This window comes from Heterorhizobium halophytocola (genome assembly GCF_017873095.1).
GTDB classification, from domain to species: domain Bacteria; phylum Pseudomonadota; class Alphaproteobacteria; order Rhizobiales; family Rhizobiaceae; genus Allorhizobium; species Allorhizobium halophytocola.
Genome location: NZ_JAGGJU010000001.1, coordinates 695,484 through 718,158 on the forward strand (window position 1 = coordinate 695,484; position 22,675 = coordinate 718,158).

General features: G+C 63.8%; 10 protein-coding genes and 1 pseudogene. 7 read left to right on the plus strand and 4 right to left on the minus strand.

Annotation, left to right across the window (positions count from 1 at the left end; translation table 11 throughout):
* The first annotated feature begins 214 nt into the window (after window positions 1–214).
* On the plus strand, window positions 215–9,238 hold the full coding sequence (locus tag J2Z17_RS03250; protein ID WP_245223816.1) for a beta strand repeat-containing protein: 9,024 nt from the start codon (window positions 215–217) through the stop codon (window positions 9,236–9,238).
* A 51-nt stretch (window positions 9,239–9,289) separates the two neighbouring features.
* Here J2Z17_RS03250 and J2Z17_RS03255 read toward each other — a convergent pair whose 3' ends face one another.
* Window positions 9,290–9,622 carry a DHCW motif cupin fold protein gene (locus J2Z17_RS03255; protein WP_209942129.1) on the minus strand — a complete coding sequence of 111 codons (333 nt, stop codon included), beginning with the start codon at window positions 9,620–9,622 and terminating at the stop codon, window positions 9,290–9,292.
* 190 nt (window positions 9,623–9,812) lie between these two features.
* Between J2Z17_RS03255 and J2Z17_RS03260 the strand changes: the two genes are divergently transcribed.
* From J2Z17_RS03260 to J2Z17_RS03285, 6 genes are all read left to right on the plus strand, one after another.
* Window positions 9,813–10,721: a LysR substrate-binding domain-containing protein gene (locus J2Z17_RS03260; protein ID WP_209942130.1), complete on the plus strand. Its 909-nt coding sequence runs from the start codon at window positions 9,813–9,815 to the stop codon at window positions 10,719–10,721.
* 167 nt (window positions 10,722–10,888) lie between these two features.
* Entirely contained in the window at window positions 10,889–12,007 is a 1,119-nt protein-coding gene (locus J2Z17_RS03265) for an ABC transporter substrate-binding protein (RefSeq protein ID WP_245223845.1), read from the plus strand.
* Between the two features lie 133 nt (window positions 12,008–12,140).
* Window positions 12,141–13,139, plus strand: a complete 999-nt coding sequence (locus tag J2Z17_RS03270) for an ABC transporter ATP-binding protein (RefSeq protein WP_209942133.1) — start codon at window positions 12,141–12,143, stop codon at window positions 13,137–13,139.
* A complete protein-coding gene (locus tag J2Z17_RS03275; protein WP_209942135.1) occupies window positions 13,136–14,068 on the plus strand; it encodes an ABC transporter permease in 933 nt (310 codons plus the stop codon). The genes J2Z17_RS03270 and J2Z17_RS03275 overlap by 4 nt, the downstream gene beginning before the upstream one ends.
* The gene (locus tag J2Z17_RS03280; protein WP_209942137.1) at window positions 14,058–14,870 is read left to right on the plus strand and encodes an ABC transporter permease; all 813 of its coding nucleotides are present in this window, start codon (window positions 14,058–14,060) and stop codon (window positions 14,868–14,870) included. The genes J2Z17_RS03275 and J2Z17_RS03280 overlap by 11 nt, the downstream gene beginning before the upstream one ends.
* A gap of 23 nt (window positions 14,871–14,893) precedes the next feature.
* The gene (locus J2Z17_RS03285) at window positions 14,894–16,321 is read left to right on the plus strand and encodes a gamma-aminobutyraldehyde dehydrogenase (RefSeq protein ID WP_209942139.1); all 1,428 of its coding nucleotides are present in this window, start codon (window positions 14,894–14,896) and stop codon (window positions 16,319–16,321) included.
* Between the two features lie 44 nt (window positions 16,322–16,365).
* Here the strand turns inward: J2Z17_RS03285 and J2Z17_RS03290 are convergent, their stop codons facing one another.
* From J2Z17_RS03290 to J2Z17_RS03300, 3 genes and pseudogenes are all read right to left on the minus strand, one after another.
* Window positions 16,366–17,028: a L,D-transpeptidase gene (locus tag J2Z17_RS03290; RefSeq protein WP_209942140.1), complete on the minus strand. Its 663-nt coding sequence runs from the start codon at window positions 17,026–17,028 to the stop codon at window positions 16,366–16,368.
* 27 nt (window positions 17,029–17,055) lie between these two features.
* Window positions 17,056–20,799 carry a TonB-dependent receptor gene (locus tag J2Z17_RS03295; RefSeq protein WP_245223817.1) on the minus strand — a complete coding sequence of 1,248 codons (3,744 nt, stop codon included), beginning with the start codon at window positions 20,797–20,799 and terminating at the stop codon, window positions 17,056–17,058.
* Window positions 20,796–22,675: pseudogene (locus tag J2Z17_RS03300) on the minus strand (DUF11 domain-containing protein); the annotation flags it as partial. The pseudogene J2Z17_RS03300 and the gene J2Z17_RS03295, both read right to left, overlap by 4 nt.

Below are 22,675 nucleotides of genomic sequence, written 5' to 3' on the forward strand. Positions count from 1 at the left end.
ACCGGCAAGAAATTCAGGTTCAGACAAGCCACCGTCCATAAGGTCCCGCGCAAGGGATGCAGATCGGCAATCCCGTCGTCTGATGTGACAGGCGATGCGGACTGCTTGTCGTGCATGCGCAAGGGGGCTTCATGGACGGAGGCATCTTGTGCAGGCACGGCGCTTGGCCGGTTCGGTATTGACGATCGTTTTATCACCAGGGGCCTTTTAAGCCATGACCTCGACAATATCTTCCATGAGCGTCAGCCAGATCAGGACGCAGTCGACGGCACAAGTCGCGGCCTGGTCGACGGAAGACGTGGCATCCCTGTCGACGCAGCAGATCAATGCCCTGTCCTCCGAGCAGGTAGCCGCCCTCGATGACGAAGACGTCGAAATCCTGACCACCAAGCAGGTAAGCGCGATTTCGCAGAACGCGGTCGTCGGACTGACCCTGTCGCAACTGGCCGTGCTCAGTCAAAGCGACATTTCCAGCATGACCTCCGGCCAGATAGCACATCTGACCGGCACACAGCTCGGCAGCCTGTCGACGGGCCAGGCGGAAGCGCTGACGCCGGCCCAGGTGGGTGCCCTGTCCTCGGCCCAGATCGCAGCACTCAGCACGCAGGAACTCGCAACCTTTTCCACCGCCGACATGGCCGCGATCAAGTCGACCTCGATCAGCGGCATGTCTACGGCAGCGCTCGCATCGCTCTCCACCGCACAGATTGCCGCCCTGAACACGGCGGCGATCAGCCGTCTCGGCACCGACCAGATCGCCGCGATGAGCACGGCGCAGGTAGCAGCCCTCACCTCCGCACAGGTCGGCGCCCTGAATGCGACCCAGATCGCAGCGCTCGGCATCGACGATCTGGCCACCTTCTCCACCACGGATATGGCGGCGATCAGCCAGGGCTCCGTCTCCGGCTTCTCGACCCAGATGATGGCGTCGCTGTCGACCGGCCAGGTGGCAGCCCTCGGCACGGCCGCGATCCGGCGCCTGAGCGCCGACCAGATCGGCGCGCTGAGCACGGTGCAGGTATCGGCCCTCACCTCGACGCAGATCGCGGTACTGACCTCGGCGCAGCTGAAGGCGCTGGATGTCGACGACCTCGCCACGTTTACGACCGGCGAGATGGCAGCGCTCGATTCGACCGCGATCACGGGCCTGAGCACCGGCGTCGTTGCCGCTCTGTCGACCGGACAGATCGCTGCGCTCTCCACCGGCTCGGTTGCCCGTCTCTCCACGACGCAGATCGCGGTGCTCGGCACGGCCCAGGTGGCATCGCTGACCTCCGGTCAGCTCGCCGCGCTCGGCCGGAACCAGATCGCGGCCATGTCGACGATCAATATCACTGCCCTTTCCACCGCCCAGATCACCGCCTTCAGCACCACCGGGATCTCCGGACTGAACAGCGATCAGATCGCCACCCTCAGCACAGCGCAGGTGCGGGCCCTGACCGCCGAACAGATCACCACGCTGAATTCCGCGCAGGCGACCGCGCTCAATACGAACGACATAGCCGCCCTTTCGACCAGCCAGATCGCAGCACTCAGCACCGCGGCGACCAGGGGGCTTAGCGCCACCCAGCTCGAGGCGCTCAGCGCAACGCAGGTTGAGGCGCTGGGCTCGGCCCAGATAGCGGCGCTCAATTCGACCCAGCTGGCGGCGCTCGGCGCAGACGACATCGCGACGTTCTCGACTGTCGAGATCGCGGCGATCAGTTCGAGCGCGATCACCGGCCTTTCCACCGCGGTCGTGGCGGCGCTCGGCACCGCCCAGATCGCCGCACTCAGCACGGCCGCCACGCAGAGATTGACTGCAGACCAGCTCAGCGCCCTTTCGACCGCCCAGATGCAGGTTCTGTCGTCGGTGCAGATGGCGGCGCTCAGCTCGACGCAGGTACCGGCGCTCGGCACCGACGACATTGCCTCGCTTTCCACCGGGCAGATCGCCGCACTGAGCACGCGAGCAATCAAAGGTCTCGGCACCGACCAGATCGCGGCCATGAGCACGGCGCAGGTCGCCGCGCTGACCTCGGCGCAGATCGCCGTCTTCTCCTCGCAACAGTTGTCGGCCCTAGGGGTCGACGACATCGCGACGTTCTCGACAGCCGATGCGGCTGCAATCAGCTCGGCGGCCATATCCGGACTTTCCAGCCAGCTCATCGCCGGTCTTTCAACCGCCCAGGTCGCGGCGCTCAGCTCGCAGACGGTGCGCCGCCTCGACGCCAGCCAGATCGCAGCCTTCAGCACGGCGCAGGCCGAGGCCCTGACCAGCACACAGGTGGCGGTCCTCAGCTCGGCGCAGCTGTCAGCCTTCGGCGCCGACGACATCGTAACGTTCTCGACCGGCGATATCGCAGCACTTGGCCAGACCGCGATCGGCGGGCTTTCCACCGATCTCGTTTCCGCGCTGACCACCAGCCAGATCGCATCGCTCAGCACCACCGCCGCCCGGCGTTTGAGCACCACCCAGCTCGATGCCTTCAGCACCGGCCAGATGCAGGCGCTGACCTCGGCACAGGTCGCAAGCATGACCGCGTCGCAGCTGTCGGCACTCGGCGCCGACGATATCGCCACTTTCTCGACGGAGGATATCGCCGCCATCGCCTCGAATGCCGTATCGGGCCTCTCCACCGACGTGATCGCAGCGCTGAGCACCGGCCAGATCGCCGCCTTGGACACGAATACCGTCAGGGGCCTGTCTGCGGCGCAGATCGGCGTTTTGAGTTCCACTCAGGCCGCCGCACTGTCAGCGGGCCAGCTGGTCATGCTGAACGCGCGCCAGACCGTCGGCATGAGCACGAGCGTTGTCGCATCGTTGACGACCACGCAGCTGGCGGCCTTGAGCACCAACGGCATTGCAGGGCTCAGCAGCGACCAGATGGCGGCGCTGAGCACCACACAGATTGCCGCGATGCGGACCGACCAGATCACAGCCCTGAATCCCGCGCAGGCCGAAAACCTTGGAATAGATGACGTCACGGCGCTGTCGACCGATCAGATCGCGGCCCTCAGCACGCGCACGACGAAGACCCTCAGCACGACGCAGATCAGTGCGATGAGCACGGCGCAAGTGGCAGCCCTCACCGCAGCCCAGATCGCTGCGATGAGCTCTCTGCAGATTGCCGCCCTGGGCGCGGACGACATCGCGACGTTCTCGACCGACGACATCGCGGCAATTTCCACCCATGGGATCGCCGGCATGTCGCCGGATGTGGTGGCATCGCTGACGACGGCGCAGCTGGCCGCCATGGCCACCCGCACCGTTCATGCCCTGAGTACCGATCAGGTCAACGCCCTCAGCACGGCGCAGCTCCAGGCGATGTCTACGCAGCAGGTTGCAGCCCTTACCTCGCTTCAGCTGTCGGTGCTGGAAACCGATGATCTCGCGGTCTTCAGTACCGGCGACATCGCAGCGATAGCGTCCAGCGCGATCGCCGGCCTGACGACCGAAGTCGTGGCTTCGCTGACGACCAGCCAGATCGCGGCGCTCAGCACGCAGGCCGCCAAGCGGCTGACCACCAGCCAGATCGATGCGCTGAGCACGGCGCAGTTCCAGATCCTGTCCAGCAGCCAGCTGGCCGCACTCACGGCCACGCAGATGAACTATCTGGGCACCGACGATATCGCATCGCTCTCCACCACGCAGATCGCGGCGCTCAGCACGACAGCCATCAAGGGGCTGAGTTCGGACCAGATCCAGGCCCTCAGCACGGATCAGGCAGCCGCCCTGACCTCGGCTCAGGTGGCCGTGCTGTCGGCTGCACAGATCTCCTATTTCACGCCCGAGGATATCGCGACCTTCTCGACCGCGGACGTCTCCGTCATCGGCTCCAGTGCCGTGACCGGATTGACCGAGGACCAGATCGCGGCACTGTCGACCGATCAGATCGCCGCCTTGAGCACGCGTGCCGTCAACCGGCTGGGCACCGTCCAGATCGACGCGATGAGCACTGCCCAGGTCGAAGCTCTGTCATCGCGGCAGGTCGCAGCGATGACGTCGCTTCAGCTCTCGGCCCTCGGCACGGATGATATCGTCACGCTGTCGACCGACGACATCGCGGCCATCAGCAAGACGTCGATACCCGGTCTGTCGACGGACCTCATAGCGGCGCTGACCACGACGCAGGTCTCCGCCATCAACGTGACGGCGACGCGGAACCTCAACACCGAGCAGATCAATGCCCTGAGCACCGCGCAGGTCGAAGCCTTCACCTCTACCCAGGTGGCAGCCCTGACCGCCCAGCAGATGTCCGTGCTCGACAAATACGATCTGGCCACCTTCTCCACTGCAGACATGGCAGCGCTCACCTCCGCAGCGCTTTCCGGCCTCATGGCGGAGACCGCCGCATCGCTGAGCACCGACCAGATCGCCGCGATCAGCACCAGCGGCATCCGGGGTCTCAGCACGGCGCAGATGGCGGCGCTGGAGACCGCCCAGACCCAGGCGTTTTCGACCAAGCAGATCGCCTTGCTGAGTTCGATCCAGATTCAGGCTCTGAACGCCGAAAACATCGCCGCCTTCTCGACCGCACAGATCGCAGCGCTCAGCACCGCAGGCGTCGCCGGCCTCAACACCGATCAGCTCGACGCGCTCACCACGGCACAGCTTGCAAGCCTGTCGACCAAGCAGGTGGCCGTCCTCAGCTCGGCGCAGGTGTCCGGCCTCAGCGAAGAGGACATCGCCTCATTCTCGACGGCCCAGATTGCGGCCCTGAATACCAAGGCAGCCAACGGCCTTACCCCCGATCAGGTGGATGCCCTCTCCACCGCCCAGATCGAGGCGCTGAGTTCGGCGCAGGTCGGCGCTCTCAACTCTTCGCAGGTCGCGGTGCTGGAAACGGACGATATCGCCGTCTTTTCGACAAAGGATATCGCGGCCATCAATTCCGGCGCCATTGCCGGCCTTTCGACGGCCGTGCTCGCAGCGCTCTCCACCGCGCAGATCGCGGCGCTGAGCACCGCCGGCATTTCCGGCCTGTCGACCAAGCAGATCGATTCGCTGAGCACGACTCAGCTGGCGAGCCTGTCGACCAAGCAGATTTCGGCCCTGAAACCGGACCAGATCGTCGTGCTCGGCACCGACGACATTGCGGCTTTGTCGACCGCCCAGGTCGCTGCCTTCAACACCAGCAGCGTCTCCAGCCTGACGACCAAGCAGATGGGCGCTCTGAGCACGGCGCAGGCCGAGGCGCTTACCAGCGCCCAGGTTCACGTCCTCAGCTCCGCCCAGATCGCAGCGCTCGGCACCGACGATATCGCCACCTTCTCGACCGCCGATATCGCGGCCATCAGCACCGGTGCCATCGCCGGGCTTTCGACGGACCTGATCACCGGTCTGTCGAACGACCAGATCACGGCGCTCAGCACCGCCGATGTGGCGAGCCTGAGCACCAAACAGATCAATGCGCTCTCCACCGCGCAGATCGCCGCGCTGTCGACCCGGCAGATTGCGGCTCTCACCTCGGAACAGTTCACCGTCATCGACGCGGGCGACATCGCCGCCTTCTCCACCCGCGATATCGCCGCCATCAGCGCCGGCGCCATGGCAGGTTTCTCGACCGAGGTGATGGCGGCCCTGTCGAGCGGCCAGATCGCGGCCCTCAGCACGGGCAGCGTCGCCAATCTGTCGACCAAGCAGATCGGCGCGCTCAGTGCCGGCCAGATCGAGGTCTTCTCGACCAAGCAGATCGCGGCCCTGACGGCAGATCAGGTCTCGGCCCTCGGCACCGACGATATCGCGGGCCTCTCGACGGCCCAGATCGCCGCACTCAGTGCGCTGGGCATATCCGGCCTCACCACCGCCCAGATGGACGCCCTCAGCTCCGCCCAGCTGGAAGCGCTTTCCAGTGATCAGGTGGGACAGCTGGATTCGCGGCAGCTGACGGTGATCAAGGCCGACGACGTGCCGTCCTTTTCGACCGGCGACATCGCGGCGATCGGCTCCGAGGCGGTGCTGGGCCTCACGACAGGTGCCATTGCCGCACTGACGACCGACCAGGTTGCCGCTCTCTCGACCGCCGGCATATCGGGCCTGTCGACAGAGCAGATCAATGCCCTGAGCACGAGCCAGGTCGAGGCACTGACCGACGAGCAGATCGCGACGCTGAGTTCGCGGCAGATCGCGGCCCTCGGCACGGATGACATTGCGGCGCTTTCGACCAGCCAGATCGCGGCGATCAGTGCTGCCGGGATCAAGGGGCTCAACACCCTCGACATTTCGGTACTGAGCCCGACACAGGTGGAAGCCTTCACCACCACGCAGGTCGCCGCCCTGAGCTCGACCCAGCTCGCCGCACTCGGCAGCGACGATCTCGCCATGTTCTCGACGGCGGACATCGCCGCTATCAGTTCCTCGGGCATGTCGGGCCTGTCGACGGCGATCGTTGCGGCGCTGACGACCGACCAGATCGTGGCGCTCGGCACCGCGGGCATCGCCGGCCTATCGACCGCGCAGCTCGATGCCATGAGCACCTCGCAGATCGAGGCGCTGTCGACAAAACAGGTCGCCGTCCTCAGCTCCAAGCAATTGTCGATCCTCGGTGCCGACGATCTGGCGGCCTTTTCGACCGCAGATATCGCATCGATCAGCTCCGATGCAGTGACCGGTCTGTCGACGGCCATCGTTGCCGGCCTTTCCAACGACCAGGTCAGCGCGCTGACCACCACGACGCTCGCCGCCCTGACAACCGGACAGGTTGCGGCTCTTTCCGCCGGCCAGGTCGGCGGGCTGTCGACCAATCATATCGCCGCCTTGAGTTCGAGGCAGATCGCCGCGCTGAGTACCGCCGACATTGCGGCCTTCTCGACGGGCCAGATCCTGGCCATGAGCACCGCCGGCATCCCGGGGCTCACGACCACGCAGATCAACGTGATGAGCACCGTGCAGCTGGAAGCACTGTCCTCCAGCCAGGTTGCGGTGCTGTCGTCCAAGCAGGTGGCAGCGCTCGACAGCGACGACCTGAAGGTCTTCTCGACGAAGGACATCGCGGCACTCAGTTCAGGCGCCATGGCCGGGATTTCAACCGGCGTGCTTGCCTCGCTGTCGACCGACCAGATCGCCGCGCTCAGCACCGGCGGCATCTCCGGCCTTTCCACCGATCAGATCACCGCGCTCAATACGGCGCAGATCGAGGCACTGTCGACGGCACAGATCGGCGCGCTCGGTTCGAAGCAGGTCGCGGCACTCGGCACCGACGATATCGCCATCCTGTCGACGGCCCAGATTGCGGCCATCAGCACCCTCGGCATCAAGGGGCTCAGCACGATCGATATTGCCGCCCTCAGCCCCGATCAGGTCGAAGCGCTGACGGTGACACAGGTCGCGGCACTGAACTCGACGCAGATGGCGGCATTCGATCTCGGCGATCTCGAGGTCTTTTCGACGGCCGACATTGCGGCGATCAGCTCCGATGCGATTGCCGGCCTGTCGACCGACACGATCGCCGCCCTTTCCACCGAGCAGATCGCCTCGCTGAGCACGGCCGGGATCTCCGGCCTCTCCACCGGACAGATCGGCGCCCTGACCATCGGCCAGATGGAAGCGCTTTCGACCTCGCAGGTCGGCGCACTGACCTCCAAGCAGGTGGCGGCGCTCGGCACCGACGATATCGCGGCCCTTTCGACCAAGCAGATCGCGGCGCTGAGTTCGGCGGGCATTCGCGGTCTTGCTGCCAGCCAGATCGAGGCGTTGAGCGAGGAGCAGGCGGAGGCGCTGACATCCGCGCAGGTCGCCGTGCTGAATTCGACGCAGATCGCCGCCTTCGGAACCAATGATCTGGAGCTGTTCTCCAGCGAGGATATCGCCGCGATCAGCTCGACGGCGATGCAGGGCCTCTCGACCAGCGTCATCGCGGCGCTGTCGACCGCCCAGATCGCAGCCTTGAGCGCGTCCGGCATTGCCGGCCTGTCCACGGCCCAGATCGGCGCTCTCAGCACCGATCAGGTCGAAGCTTTGACGACGGCGCAGGTTGCAGCCCTGAGCTCAAAGCAGATCGCGGCCCTCGGTGCAGACGACCTCGAAGCCTTCTCGACCGCAGACATGGCGGCGATCAGCGCGGATGGCATTCTCGGCCTGTCGACGGACACGATCGCGGCCCTGTCGACCGACCAGATCTCCGTTCTCGGCACGGGCGGCATTTCCGGCCTCTCGTCGGCGCAGATCAGCGCACTGAGCAGCAGCCAGCTGGAGGCGCTTACCACGGCGCAGGTCGCGGCCTTGACATCGAAGCAGATCGCCGTGCTCGGCACCGACGACATCGTGGCGCTCTCGACGCAGCAGATCGCCGCATTCAGCACCGCCGCCATGGCCGGCCTTACCAGCACGCAGGTCGCGGCGATGAGCATCGACCAGATCGATGCCTTCTCGACGGGTCAGATCGCGGCGCTGACCTCCGGTGCGATCGCCGGCCTCAGCATGGCGGACCTCGACGCCTTCTCGACAGCGGATATCGCGGCGATCAATTCCGATGCCATGGCCGGTCTTTCGACCGACTTCATCGCGGCCATGACAACCAATGATCTGGCGGCCCTGAGCACCGCCAGCGTATCAGGCCTCAGCAGCGCCCAGATCGCGGCCCTGCGCCCCGATCAGGTCGATGCCTTCACCACCAGCCAGATCGCCGCCCTCAGCGCCAACGGCCTGGCCGGATTGACGACGGCGGACATGGCGACCTTCTCGGTCGAGGAACTGAAACTGATCAATCCGAGTGCGATCCGCGGATTGTCGACCGCCATCATCGCAGGACTTTCGACGACCGAGATCGGCGCTCTTTCGACCGGCCAGGTGGCGGCGCTCAGCTACAACCAGATTGCCGTCCTCTCGACCGCACAATTCGCAACGCTGTCGACGGCCCAGCTCGCCGCCCTGAACCCGGTACAGGTGGCAGCACTCGGCACCGACGATATTGCCACCCTGTCGACCGACGAGATCATGGCCCTGAACAACAGCGCGATCTCGGGCCTGACGACAAGCGCCATCGCTTCCATGACGACGGATCAGGCCGAGGCGCTCACCTCCGGCCAGGTCAGTGCGCTGACCTCGGCACAGGTCGGGGCACTCTCGCTGGCCGAACTGGCGACCTTCTCGACGGCGGATATCGCAGCCTTCAGCGCCAATGGTCTGCAGGGGCTGTCGACCGACGATATCGGGCATCTATCCAGCGCGCAGCTCGGTACCCTGATGGACAGCCAGATGGGCAACCTGAATTCCGACCAGATCGCCGCGGTGATTGCCGCCTACTTGGCGATGTAGGTCCGTCGTGCCGGCGTAGGTGCCGCGGCTTTTTAGGGCCAAACCGATGTTCTAATCGACGATGAACAGCTTGGCGCCGGTTCGGGTCGAGGATCGGTGGGCAGCATCGCCATAGTCCGAGACATGGTAGCTCATGCCGGCCGTCAGGACAAAGGTCCTCCCGTCCTGCAGTTCGCAGATCAGCTCCCCGTCGAGGACGTAGAGAATGTGTCCGCGATTGCACCAGTGATCGGCGATATAGCCCGGCGAATATTCGACCACCCGGATCCGGACATCGCCGAGATTGATCGTGCGCCACAGCGCCATGCCGCTCTCGCCGGGATGCTCGGTCGACGGCAGACTGCTCCAGTCGGTCGTGGTGAATATGGCTTCGGGCAATTCCATCGCTTTATCCTTGCAGTCAAAACCCAGCTCCTAAGGCAGGATGCGGGCAGAGGTTTGACATAATCCATAAGTTCAAACGCAGTTCCGCCGCCGTCCGGCCGGCTTGACCCGGATGATCGAACGCTGGAACAATCGACTACTACGATATCTCTCCAATGCCGAGCAGGCGCGTCGCGCGGGAACCCACCCATTGGCCTTCACTCTCAGACAATTGCAATATTTTGTCGCGGTCGCCGAACAGGGCACGGTGTCGGGTGCCGCCCATGTCCTGTCGATCTCCCAGTCGTCCGTCACCGAGGCGGTCAAGGACCTGGAGCGCGACCTCGGCGTCACCCTTTTCGACCGCCATCCGCGCGGCCTTGCCATCACCCAGCAGGGTCACCAGTTTCTGCGTCATGCTTCGAAGATCCTGTCGGACGTGTCGGAGGCACGGCACGTGTTCGACGCGGAGCCGGACACGACCTCCGGCACCTTGCAACTGGGTGTCACCTCACTGGTCGCCGGTTACGTGCTCTCCGATCTGCTGGCGCGCTACCGCCGCGCCTTCCCGAGCGTCGACGTGCGCACGATCGAGGACGACGGCAATTATCTCGAACATCTGCTGGTCGGTGGCGAACTCGACGTCGCCGTCATGCTGCTGAACAACCTGCGCGACCGGCAGGCGCTGCAATTCGAGACGCTGGAAATGTCGCCGTTCAGCCTGTGGCTCCCCGCCGGCCACGAACTGGCGGCAAAGGAAACCATCGCCATCGAGGACATCGTCGAGCAGCCGCTGATCATGCTGACCACCGACGAGATCGAGGAAGCCACGCGAAAGCTGCTGGCCGTCTTCGGCGCCCGCCCGAAGGTCGCCTTCCGCACCCGATCGGTCGAGGCCGTGCGCAGTCTGGTGGCGACCGGAGCCGGTGTCGCGATCCTGCCGGACATGATCTACCGCCCGTGGTCGCTGGAAGGCGATCGCATCGAGGTCCGCGACGTGTCGGCCTCCCTGCCCGCCGTCCATGTCGGCCTTGTCTGGCGGCGCGGATTAAGTCCTTCACAACCGCTTCGCAACTTTGTCGCGTTGGCCCAGGCCCAGCGAACCCCTCGCCTGCGTTAATTTCCAGCCGGTTTCGGATTTTCCGATACCCGCCATCTGGGAAAAGAATTTGTGAAACCGGACGCGCTCGATATCATTTCGCCCGAGGATCTGACGCGCGTTCGAAAATCCAAAAAGAGGGGAACATCATGAAGTCATTTCTCAGTGTCTCGACAGCGCTGGCACTCATGCTGGCCAATGTCACGAATGCCTTTTCGGCCGACATGAAGACCGAAATCGGGGCGGGCGAAGGTGAAGTCGATATCGTCGCCTGGGCCGGCTATATCGAGCGCGGCGACAGCGACAAGGCCTATGACTGGGTCACCGATTTCGAGACGGAATCAGGCTGCAAGGTCAACGTCAAGACTGCCGCCACATCCGACGAAATGGTCACCTTGATGAACCAGGGCGGCTTCGACCTTGTTACCGCCTCGGGCGATGCCTCGCTTAGGCTAATCGCCGGCGGCAAGGTGCAGCCGATCAATACCGATCTGATCAAGAGCTGGAGCACCGTCGACGAAAGGCTGCAGGACGCCGCCTGGAACACGGTCGACGGCAAGCACTACGGCACGCCCTATCAATGGGGGCCGAACGTGTTGATGTACAATACCGAGGCATTTGGCGGGACGGCGCCGGACAGCTGGCACGTCGTGTTCAAGGAAATGACGTTGCCCGACGGCAAGTCCAACAAGGGCCGCGTCCAGGCCTATGACGGCCCGATCTACATTGCCGACGCGGCACTCTATCTGAAGACCGCCAATCCCGATCTCGGCATCACCGATCCCTACGAACTGACCGAGGATCAATATGCTGCAGCCATCGATCTGTTGAAGGGGCAGCGGTCACTGATCGGGCGCTACTGGCATGACGCGACGGTGCAGACCGATGACTTCAAGAACGAAGGTGTCGTGGCCTCCGGCTCCTGGCCCTATCAGGTGAACCTGCTGGAAGCCGAAAAGCTGCCGATTTCCTCGACCGTCCCGAAGGAAGGTGCCACCGGCTGGGCCGACACGACGATGATGCATGTCGATGCGCCTCATCCGAACTGCGCCTATATGTGGATGGAGCATTCGCTTCAGCCGAAGGTCCAGGGCGATGTCGCGGCGTGGTTCGGTTCGGTACCTTCCGTGCCTGCCGCCTGCAAGGGCAACGCGCTTCTCGGCGACGAGGGCTGCGCCACCAACGGCTACGACAATTTCGACAAGATCTCCTTCTGGAAGACACCGATCGCCAAGTGCGGAGATGCGACCTGCATCCCCTATGGCCGGTGGGTTAGCGACTATATCGCTGTCATGGGCAGCGAGTAGCCCGGGGGGGCGGGACTGGGGTCTTCGGATCCCGGTCCCGATTTATCTTCACATCATCGAATGCCACGTTACGAGGCAGCGAGGCGCGCGAGCGCGACCGCGTCATCCAGCCTTTGCCACCCGGAGACCTTTCATGGCCCCAGCCGTCACCTTCCGCGCCGTCTCGCGCCTTTTCGGCGCGGTCAGGGCCGTCGACAATGTCGACCTGGAAATCGCCGAGGGGGAGTTTTTCGCCATGCTGGGTCCGTCCGGCTCGGGCAAGACGACATGCCTGCGCCTGATCGCCGGCTTCGAACAGCCCAGCCGCGGCGCCATCGAGATCTTCGGCGTCAATGCCAACGCCGTCCCGCCGTGGAAACGCCAGGTGAATACGGTGTTTCAGGATTATGCCCTGTTTCCGCACATGACCATTCTCGACAATGTCGCCTATGGCCTGATGGTCAAGGGGATCGACAAGCAGACCCGCTACGGGCTCTCCGAAGAGGTGCTCGATCAGGTCAAGCTCGGCGGCTATGGCCCCCGCAAGACCGGCCAGCTCTCCGGTGGCCAGCGGCAGCGGGTGGCGCTGGCCCGGGCCTTGGTCAACAAGCCGAGCGTGCTGCTGCTCGATGAGCCGCTCGGCGCGCTCGACCTGAAGTTGCGCGAGGCCATGCAGGAGGAACTGAAAGCCCTGCAGAAACGGCTGGGCATCACCTTTGTCTTCGTCACCCATGACCAGAGCGAGGCCCTGTCGATGGCTGACCGGGTGGCGGTGTTCAACGAGGGCCGGATCGTCCAGGCCGGCACGCCGGAGGAAATCTACCGTAATCCGAGGACCCGCTTCGTTGCCGATTTCGTCGGATCGTCGAACCTTCTGCCTCCCGGCATCACCGAGACGCTGACGGGAAAAAGGGTCTGGTCGAGCCTGCGCCCGGAAATGGTCGAGCTCTCCGCCGCACCCGGCCGTCTGTCTCTGAGCGGCAGGCTGTCGACCTCGAGCTTTCTCGGCGCTGTCAGGCGGATCTCCGTCGATCTTGGCGGAGAGACCGTTCACGCCCATCTGCCCGCCAGCCAGACACTGCCGGACGAAGGCTCGACTGTGACGCTTGCCTTCGACCGCGCCGCGCTCAACCTTCTGGAGGACGCGCCGTGACCGCGATCGAGGCAACGGGCACGACAACGTCGCGGCTATCGGCTGCACTCTGGCGGCGACCGGGCCTGCTGGTCGCAGCACTTCTGGTCCTGCCGCTCGCCTGGCTCGGTGTCGTCTATGTCGGATCGCTGCTGTCCCTGCTGCTGCAGAGCTTCTTCTCCTTCGATGATTTCACCGCGCAGGTGAAACAGGAACTGACGCTTTCCACCTATGCCGAACTCTTTCGGCCGTCGAATTTCGACATCATCAAGCGCACCGTCACCATGGCGGCGCTGGTCACGATCGCCTCGGCGATCCTCGCCTTCCCGATTGCCTATTATGCGGCGCGCTATGCAAGGGGCCGTTGGAAGGCGTTGTTCTATCTCGGGGTGATGTTGCCATTGTGGTCGAGCTATCTGGTGAAGATCTATGCCTGGAAGATGATCCTGTCGCGCGAGGGGATCATCAGCTGGTTTGCCGACAAGCTGCATCTGACGCCCGTGCTCGACGGCTGGCTGTCGCTTCCCGTCGTCGGCGGCAATTCCCTGTCGGTCAGTCCGACCGGCACCTTTCTCGTCTTCGTCTATATCTGGCTGCCTTACATGATCCTGCCGGTGCAGGCTGCCCTCGAGCGCGTACCGCAAAGCCTGATCGAAGCCTCCCATGATCTCGGGGCGACGCCGGCATCGACCTTTCGCCATGTCATCCTGCCCTTTACCATGCCGGGCATTGCCGCCGGCTCGATCTTCACCTTCTCGCTGACGCTTGGCGACTACATCGTTCCAGGCATCATCGGCACATCCAGGCTGTTCATCGGCCAGGCCGTCTATACCCAGCAGGGCACCGCCGGCAATATCCCGCTGGCCGCCGCCTTCTCGGTCGTGCCGGTCATCATCATGGCCTTCTATCTCTGGTTCGCCAAGAAACAGGGAGCCTTCGATGCGCTCTGACCGGACAAAGGCCTCCACTGCCCTGAAGATCGCCGCCGGTGCCGGCCTGCTGTTCCTGCAGCTGCCGATCCTGCTGATCTTCGTTTATGCCTTCACCACGGAGGACAAGAGCTTCCAGTGGCCACCGCCGGGCCTGACGACCAAGTGGCTGGCCGTCACCTGGGAGAGACGCGATGTGTGGCAGGCCCTGGGCCTGTCGCTGCAGGTGGCCTGCATCGCGACCGTGCTGGCGCTCCTGCTGGGAACGCTGTGTGCGGCAGCCTTGTCGCAGGCGAAGTTCTTCGGCAAGGAGGCGATCACGCTTCTTGTCATCCTGCCGATCGCGCTGCCGGGCATCGTCACCGGCATAGCCCTGCGCTCGGCCTTCGGTCTGTTCGAGATACCCTTCTCCTTCTGGACGATCGTTCTAGGTCACGCGACCTTTTGCATCGTCGTCGTCTACAACAATGCCGTCGCCCGTTTTCGCCGGCTGTCATCCTCGCTGGTGGAGGCATCCTATGATCTTGGCGCCGACGGCTTCACCACCTTCCGGCACGTGATCCTGCCGAATATCGCAACCGCGCTTTTGGCCGGCGGCATGCTCGCCTTCGCGCTTTCCTTTGACGAGGTGATCGTCACCACCTTCACCGCCGGCCAGCAACAGACGCTGCCGATCTGGATGCTGGAGGAACTGATCCGCCCGCATGAGCGGCCTGTGACCAATGTGGTCGCCATGGCCGTCGTGCTGGTGACCTTCCTGCCGATCCTTGCGGCCTACTACATGACCCGCAATGGCGACGAGACCGCCGGCGTGGGGAAATAAAGAAACGGAAAGGGACCTGACCCATGGAAACATCGATGCTCATCGGCGCCTCTTTCGCCAGGGGAGAGGAACAGGAGGAAAAGATCCTCAACCCGAGAACCGGCGAATTGATTCTAGACCTGCCGGAGGCCTCGCAAGGCCAGATCGACGCCGCCGTCGCCGCCGCCACCAGGGCCTTCGCCGGCTGGTCGGCCACCACACCCGGCGAGCGTGCCGGCTACCTGTTGAAGATCGCCGACGCCATCGAAGCCGACACGGCAGCCTTCGCGGCACTCGAAGCGCTCAACTGCGGCAAGCCGATCAACGCCGTCACCCAGGACGAGATCCCGGCCATCGTCGATTGCTACCGCTATTTTGCCGGTGCGATCCGCACCCTGCAGGGCACGATCGCCGGCGAATATCTGCCGGGCTTCACCTCGATGATCCGCCGCGATCCGGTCGGCGTCATCGGCTCCATCGCACCGTGGAACTATCCGCTGATGATGATGGCCTGGAAGCTGGCGCCTGCGATCGCCGGCGGCAATACCGTGGTCTTCAAGCCATCGGAGCAGACGCCGCTGACCGCCCTGAAAATGGCCAGACTGCTGGCCGACATCCTGCCGGAGGGCGTGGTCAACATCGTTCTCGGCCGCGGCGAGACGGTCGGCAACGCGCTGATCAACCATCCCGGCATCAACATGATCTCGATCACCGGCGACATCGCGACCGGCAAGAAGGTGCTCCAGGCGGCGGCGAAATCGGTCAAGCGCACCCATCTGGAACTTGGCGGCAAGGCGCCCGTGATCATCTATGGGGATGCGGACATCGAGGCAGCGGTCAGCGGCATCCGCGCCTTCGGCTTCTACAATGCCGGCCAGGACTGCACCGCCGCATCAAGGATCTATGCCCACAAATCCGTCTATGACCGCTTCGTCGCCGATCTCTCTTCGGCGGTGTCCAGCATTGCCTATGCCAATGACGACGATACCAGCAACGAGATCGGTCCGCTGATCTCGACCCGCCAGCGGGACCGTGTGGCAAGTTTCGTCCAGCGCGCCGTCGAAACCGGCCACATGGAGCTGGCAACGGGTGGCTCTCTGCCCGATGGCCCGGGCTTCTACTACCAGCCGACGGTGGTCGCAGGCGCCCTGCAGGATGACGAGATCGTCCGGCGCGAGGTCTTCGGTCCGGTCGTCTCTGTCACGCCATTCGGCGATGACGACGATGTCGTCTCCTGGGCCAATGACAGCGACTATGGCCTGGCATCCTCGGTCTGGACCAAGGATATCTCCCGCGCGATGAAGGCGACGGCCGGCCTTCGCTACGGCTGCACCTGGGTCAACACGCATTTCATGCTTTGCAACGAGATGCCCCATGGCGGCCTGAAGCAGTCAGGCTACGGCAAGGACATGTCCCAGTATGCGCTGGAGGACTATACCGTGGCCCGGCACGTGATGATCAGCCACGGCTAGGGACTGGGACGGGAGCCGGGTCAGGAAATGGCGCCGGCTCGCCTTCAGGTCACCACGACCCGGGCGCCGGGATCGACCCTCCGGCTGAGATCGATAGCGTCCTGATTGATCAGCCTGATGCAGCCCGACGAGACGGAACGGCCGATGCTCCACCATTCCGGCGTGCCGTGAATGCGGTAGAGCGTGTCGCGGCTGCCCTGGTAGATATAGAGCGCCCTCGCTCCGAGCGGATTTTCCAGGCCGCCGGACATGCCGCCTGCATAGGTGTTGAGCTCTGGAAGACGTCGACGCATGTCGGCCGTCGGTGTCCAGCTCGGCCAGACGCGCTTGTGGTCGATGACACCTGTTCCGGTCCAGGCGAAACCCGCCTTGCCGACACCGATTCCGTAGCGCATCGCCATGCCGTCGCCGAGGACGAGATGGAGATGATAGTCCGCGACGCTGACCACGATCGTCCCCGGCGCCATGCCTGTCGGGTCCTTGACCAGCTGGCGGTAGAAGCGCGGCTTCAGTTTCCGGTAACTGATCGCCGGAAGTGTTATGCCATTGTCCTCGGCCAGGGCGTATATCACCTTCGGGTCGAAGACGCGCTCATTGTTCGCCGGTGACGCTCCAGGCAGTCCCGCCGCCCGGAGCGAACCCGGCCGGTTTGCGCCGACCAGAGCGGCACCCGTTCCAACCAGCAGCGATCGTCTCGACAGTTTCATGGTTCCACGACCTTCCCGGATCATCGCTCAATATTTACCGACGACGTTCAGGAACAGGCCCTGATCATCGAGCGTGAGATCCGTCAGATCGTCGCTGAAACGACCGAAATTATAGCCGGCCCCGATCTTCATATGCTCGCCGACATGGCGGTAGACCGCCGCAAGCGCGCCGAAGTCGGCCGTTTCGGCCTGCGGCATATAGAGAACGCGCGTTTCCAGCAGCGCATCCCAGTTCTTCACCACATGGAAATCGGTCCGCAAGGTGCCCAGATAGGCCGTCGATCTCTGCCAGTCCGAGGAGAAATCACCGCCCCGAACCTCGCCGATCCGCAGCCCCTGCTTGGTACCGACCGTCAGCCACGGATAGAGATCGTAGGACAGATCGGCCGACAGGATGTGACTGCGCTGCTGCAGGGGCTCGCCGCTTTCGGTCGAAGACGTGACCTGATCGCCACCTGGAACGTCGTAAAGATAGGTATATCGGAAAAGGGCATTGAAGCGGTCATTGTCGAACGGCCTGTAGGCATAGGCGAAGTTCGTCTTGATGTAGTCGCCCTCGTTGTAGACACTTGAAGCCGACTGGGACAGCACCACGTCGAGATCCGACAGGGCGCGCCAGTTGTCGTTGAGCTTGATCGAGGCGGCATAGGCGAGAAGGTAGCTGTTCAGGTCGCGGGTATCGTCCTGCGAATTCTCGTGCCGGAATTCACCCCGCAGATGTCCCTTCAGCCCCAGATCGTCGTCGCTGTAGCCGAGCGACACCGCTGCGGCCTGGCGCTCGAAATCCGAACGCTCCTTGCCGGTGTCGGGGTCGATCGTGGTATCGCGGATCGAGCCGGTCTGGATCGAACTGTCGACCGTCCAGTTTGCGTCCGGCGTATAGACGACACCGTAGGTCTGGGCGAGTGACTGGCGCAAACCGTAGAGATCGAGATTGCTTTCGCTATAGGTCGAGGCGGTCTCCGTCATCTTCTTGCGGGCGCCGAAGACGATGGTGCCCTTGTCGCTACCGGAGAGTTCGTTTTCGGTCGTCAGGCTGTCCGCCCGGTCGGGATCCAGCCGATATCCGACCGAATAGGTGTCGTCGGCCGTCGGCTGGTAGTCGAGACCGGCCTGGACACCGATACCGCTGGTGCCTTCGGACAGCTCGCCGTTTGCCGAAACCTTTTCCGTCAACTGAACCTTGGTGCCGACACCACCCCGGTCATTGCGGTGAATGTCCCCCGAGGTCTTCAGCGTCCCCTGACCGAAGGCATAGACCATATGCCCGTCGTCGACCTGGTAATCGACCCGGACACCACCGTCCACGCGCTCGCCGTTCTGCCCGGACTTGCCGGCCTCCAGTGCCGTTCGGGAGGCCAGTTCGCTGTGGCTGAGCCCGGTGGTCACCTTCACCTTGTCGGTGACTTGGGTGCCGAGATTGACGCTGGTCTCGAGCTGCGAGCGACCATCACCGTCCTGCAACTGGTCATGCGCGAGCTTGACATCGGTCTTGTCCGTCAACGCCACCTGGCCCTGCAGACCCCAGGTCTCTTTTTCCGCGGTCAGTTGCTCGCTTTCCGTCGAGAAACCCTTGCCTCTTCGCTCATAGTGTCCGCCGACGGTCCCCTTGAATTTGCTGCCGGGAATATCCGCAAGATCGAGCTGCCCGCGCAGACGCCATGCATCGGCATGGTCCGTCAGCGAACCGCCCGATGCCCCGTCCGAGATCGAGAGACCGCCATCGGTGGAGGTCGAGGTGGAGAAGCCGGAGCCACGCGAACGCGCGACTTCCGCCTCGGCAAAAGTGGTCGCGGAATGCCGCAGCTGTATGTCCGTGCCGACCGCCTGGTAGTTGTTCTCGCCAGTGTTGTCGGTCATCTCGCTGACACCGACGCGCACCTTGTCGCCAAGCCATTGTTGCGCCCGGGCGCCATGGGCATAACCGTCGATCTCCGAGGCCAGCGGCGTGTATTCATATTGCGCGATCAGGTAGACATCGACCCCGCCAAGGGCGCTGCTGCGCACCGCGTCCGTCGTGGCCGTTGCCGAGGACAGGGCATGCTTGAGCAGGATAAGACCCTGGGTATAGTCGATCGAATAGTCGTCGCCGGATGTCAATCGGTTGGTCTGAATAACGGTGCCGGTCACGCTGTTGCGCACCTCGACGGTCACCGTTTCCGAACCGATCGTGATGTCCTGCCGCTTCAGGAAATAGGCCGAACCGCCGGTCGCCAGGAACTGGTCGCGCTGCGGTATCGTCTCCGGCTGCGCCAGATAGCCGCTCACCTCCGTCTTGCGCGCACCGAAGGACGTGACATCCTCCGAGCGATAGGCGGCGTTGGCGCCGTAGAGACTGCGTGCGGAGTTGATGAAGGTCGAACCGGTAACCTCGGTCTTGTAGTTGCCCCACATCACATGGCTGTCGCCGCGCTCAAGCCGAACATAGAATTTGCCACTTGTCGGCGCATCCTCGATCATCGTCGAGTCGTCACCATAGACGGGATAATATTCTTCCGGATCGATGCGCTTCAGCACCTGGTCCGGATCCTTCGAATCCATACCGCGGAACAGGTTCCTGACATCGTCTTCGCCGGTATCGGCCGCCGCCGTCAGGATGTATTTCCCCTTGATCTTGCCCTTCAGATAAAAGGCAAGCCGGCCTTTGGTGTAGATGCGATCATAATCGCCGTCGCGCACCATCTCGATATTGTTGTCGGCGAATTTCTTGCCGACCGTCAGGTCGGCCAGCGCCACGTAAAACCAATCGTTCTGCGGGATATTGATGTCGCGCGAGAAGCGCAGGCCGCCGCTCTTCGACGCGCCCTTGACCGACACGTCGACCTTCCGGTCGCCCGGCGGCAGGATGCGCTGGACGACGAAGGACTGATGCGGATCGAGCGGCACCACTTCATTGAAGGCCTCGACCTGATAGCCGGCCGGCACGTTGCGACCAAAGGCCGTCACCGCCCCGCCATAGACGGGAATGTTTCGGAAAGCCGTCCGGTCTTCCGCAACCCCCGGCGCTGCCGCCGGCGTCCTGGCGGCCGGAATGAAGGCGCTGTCGCTGCGCAGCAGGGACAAGGGCTCGGTCTGGTCGAAGCGGCCCTTGCTGTCATAGACACGCAGGACATAGGAGAAATCGTGCACCTCCCCGGCCGGCATCGTCCAGCTGCCCTCGCTGTTGAGAGCAACCGGAATGACGGCGATCGGCTCGGCGGCATCCGTCTCGAACGCCCCGCGAATGCGGATTTCGGCGTGATCGACAAAGGCCGGATAGTTGGAGCTCGTCCGGAAATGGACGACCTCCCCGGGCTTGTAGGCTCGCCGGATCGGCATGGTCGAGATATTCAGCTGGGTTCTGACGCCCAGCCCGTCGAACTTCAGCTGGATATCGACGGCACTCAGGTCCACATCGGCCTTGCGCTGCTTGTCGACAGGCTTGGCAGAAGGGTCGGACCCGAGCACTGCGGGTCTTGGACGCCCGCTCTCGTCGACAACCTCGCCATCGACGCTGATCGAAAACGGGATCTCGCCCTGATCGGCAAGGCTCTCCTTTTCGGTGTTCTCACCGATCGTCGCATGCCCGGTTGTGCTGTTGTCCAGGACCTTGCCGCGCAGTTGGGACGGGCATTGCTGGCCGGCGCAAGTGCCGACGGCCGGTGCCGCATGGGCCAGGCCGGCCACGGCCAGGGTTGCCCCGAGAACCGTACCCGTCTTGAGCATGCGCCTGAAGGCGACTGCCAGGACGACCGGCATGGGATGGATGCGGTAATTCATCGTCGCACTCATTGTTTTGCCTCCACACGCTTTTCAATTTCGAGCTCGTAGCGCCCCTTCTTGGCCGCCCACAGCTGCGTGATTTCCTTCTCCAGCGCGTCCAGCCTGCTGACCGCCAGGTCATAGTCGGCGTTGGCGTCGATGTAGCTCAGGCGAAGAACCGAATAGTCCTGGTCGAGAATGCTGATCAGCCTGGGCAACTGGTTCTTCCAGCGCGTCGTCAGCAGCACACTTTTGCCGATGAAGGCCTGGTCGTTCAGGTCCAGACGCACCACCCGCCCGATCGAGGCACCGAAGTTCAGCTTGGTCATGTTTCCGGCAGTCAGCCGCACGACCCTCGGGTTCTCCGTGGTCAACCGGTAACCGGTCGGCAGGGTGCGGGTGTCCAGCTTCAGGATGAAGTTCGAGCCGATCCGCTGGTCCGGCAGCATGGCGCAGGCGACGTGGTAGCGACCGTGCTTGTCGGTGGTGATCAGCTGTCCCTTGACGGTGGCCAGGCGCACACCGGGCAGTCCCGGCTCGTCGTCATCCTGATAACCGTTTCGGTTCGTGTCATCGAACACCTTGCCGATCACGTCGGAGCAATCGAAGATCGCTTCCGCCAGTACCACCACCTCGGCGCGGGCATCCGGTCCGACCGGCTCGCCCTCGGGATCCAGCGCATTGGCGAAGTTGACATAGGTGCCCGGTGTCACCGAACTCAGGACCAGGAGCTTCAGCTTCACTTCCCGGCTCTGCAGCGGAGCCAGCGAAACATTGGCAAAGGACAGGCGTCGCCCTTCGACCGTCGGTTCCGTCTTGACGCCGTCGATACTGGCCGATCCCTCGACATAGCGGAAACCGGGCGGCGTGCGATCGATGACCGTCACCACCTGCGCCGTGTCCGTCGAGTTGTTGGTGACGGTGATCACATAAGGCACCTGATCGCCGCGGCGCACCTCGTGCAGTTCCGCACGCTTGGTCACCGAGATGTCGGTTGTCGGCGATGCCGTCGGCGTCCGGATCTCGCACGGCACACCGGTATTGCTGTCCGTGATGACGCAATGATCCGGCAAGGTGTTGCGCACCTCGGTCAGCCCCTCCGGCAGAGGATTGGTCAGCGTCACCGTGACGGTGCGCGTGATCGTGGCCCCGGCTGGAATGCTGGCGATTTTCCAGGTGGAGAGCGCCGGATCGTTGACGTCCTGACCCTGGAAATCGGCATCTGTCGACGTGATCGATGCCGCCGCCGAGATCGGCTGGAACCTGTCGTTCAGGATGTAGTCGACCGCCTCCGCACCGCCGTGGTTGACCACGGTGATCGTGTAGGTCAGCGCCTCCCCGGGCTCCGCCACGCCGGCAACCACGCCGCTTTCGCCGGTCAGCGCCTTCGTCTGGGTGATATCGGCCCCCGTCGGCGTATCCACCCGGCACACCTCGACGCTGTCGACGACGCACAGATTGGTGATCTGCGTCACCCCTTGCGGGATCGGGTCCGACACCGTCAGCGACAGCGTCAGGATCAGCTGGTCGCCCGCCGGGATATCCCCCGTCCAGGTCGCCGTATGGGCTGCCGCATCCGCAACGATCGTGCCGACCGACGTGGTCGGATCCGACCGCAGCACGGCCTTCGGGCTGCCCGCCACCAGCGTCGTGTTGGCGTCGTATTGGTCGACGAACACGTAGTTCTGCGCCGTCGCACCGCCGTCATTGGTCAGCGTCACCTGGTAGTCCAGCGTCTCGCCGGGCTCGGCAATATCGGCAAGCGTGCCGCCCGTCTCCTTCGTCAGGCTCTTGGCCGGCGTCACCTGCGCGGCCGTCGGCGTATCCACCCGGCACACCTCGACGCTGTCGACGACGCACAGATTGGTGATCTGCGTCACCCCTTGCGGGATCGGGTCCGACACCG

Coding starts and splice junctions, on each gene's coding strand:
- J2Z17_RS03250 (WP_245223816.1), top strand. CDS start 215: ATGACCTCGACAATATCTTCCATGAGCGTCAGCCAGATCAGGACGCAG.
- J2Z17_RS03255 (WP_209942129.1), bottom strand. CDS start 9,622: ATGGAATTGCCCGAAGCCATATTCACCACGACCGACTGGAGCAGTCTG.
- J2Z17_RS03265 (WP_245223845.1), top strand. CDS start 10,889: ATGCTGGCCAATGTCACGAATGCCTTTTCGGCCGACATGAAGACCGAA.
- J2Z17_RS03270 (WP_209942133.1), top strand. CDS start 12,141: ATGGCCCCAGCCGTCACCTTCCGCGCCGTCTCGCGCCTTTTCGGCGCG.
- J2Z17_RS03280 (WP_209942137.1), top strand. CDS start 14,058: ATGCGCTCTGACCGGACAAAGGCCTCCACTGCCCTGAAGATCGCCGCC.
- J2Z17_RS03285 (WP_209942139.1), top strand. CDS start 14,894: ATGGAAACATCGATGCTCATCGGCGCCTCTTTCGCCAGGGGAGAGGAA.
- J2Z17_RS03290 (WP_209942140.1), bottom strand. CDS start 17,028: ATGAAACTGTCGAGACGATCGCTGCTGGTTGGAACGGGTGCCGCTCTG.
- J2Z17_RS03295 (WP_245223817.1), bottom strand. CDS start 20,799: ATGAGTGCGACGATGAATTACCGCATCCATCCCATGCCGGTCGTCCTG.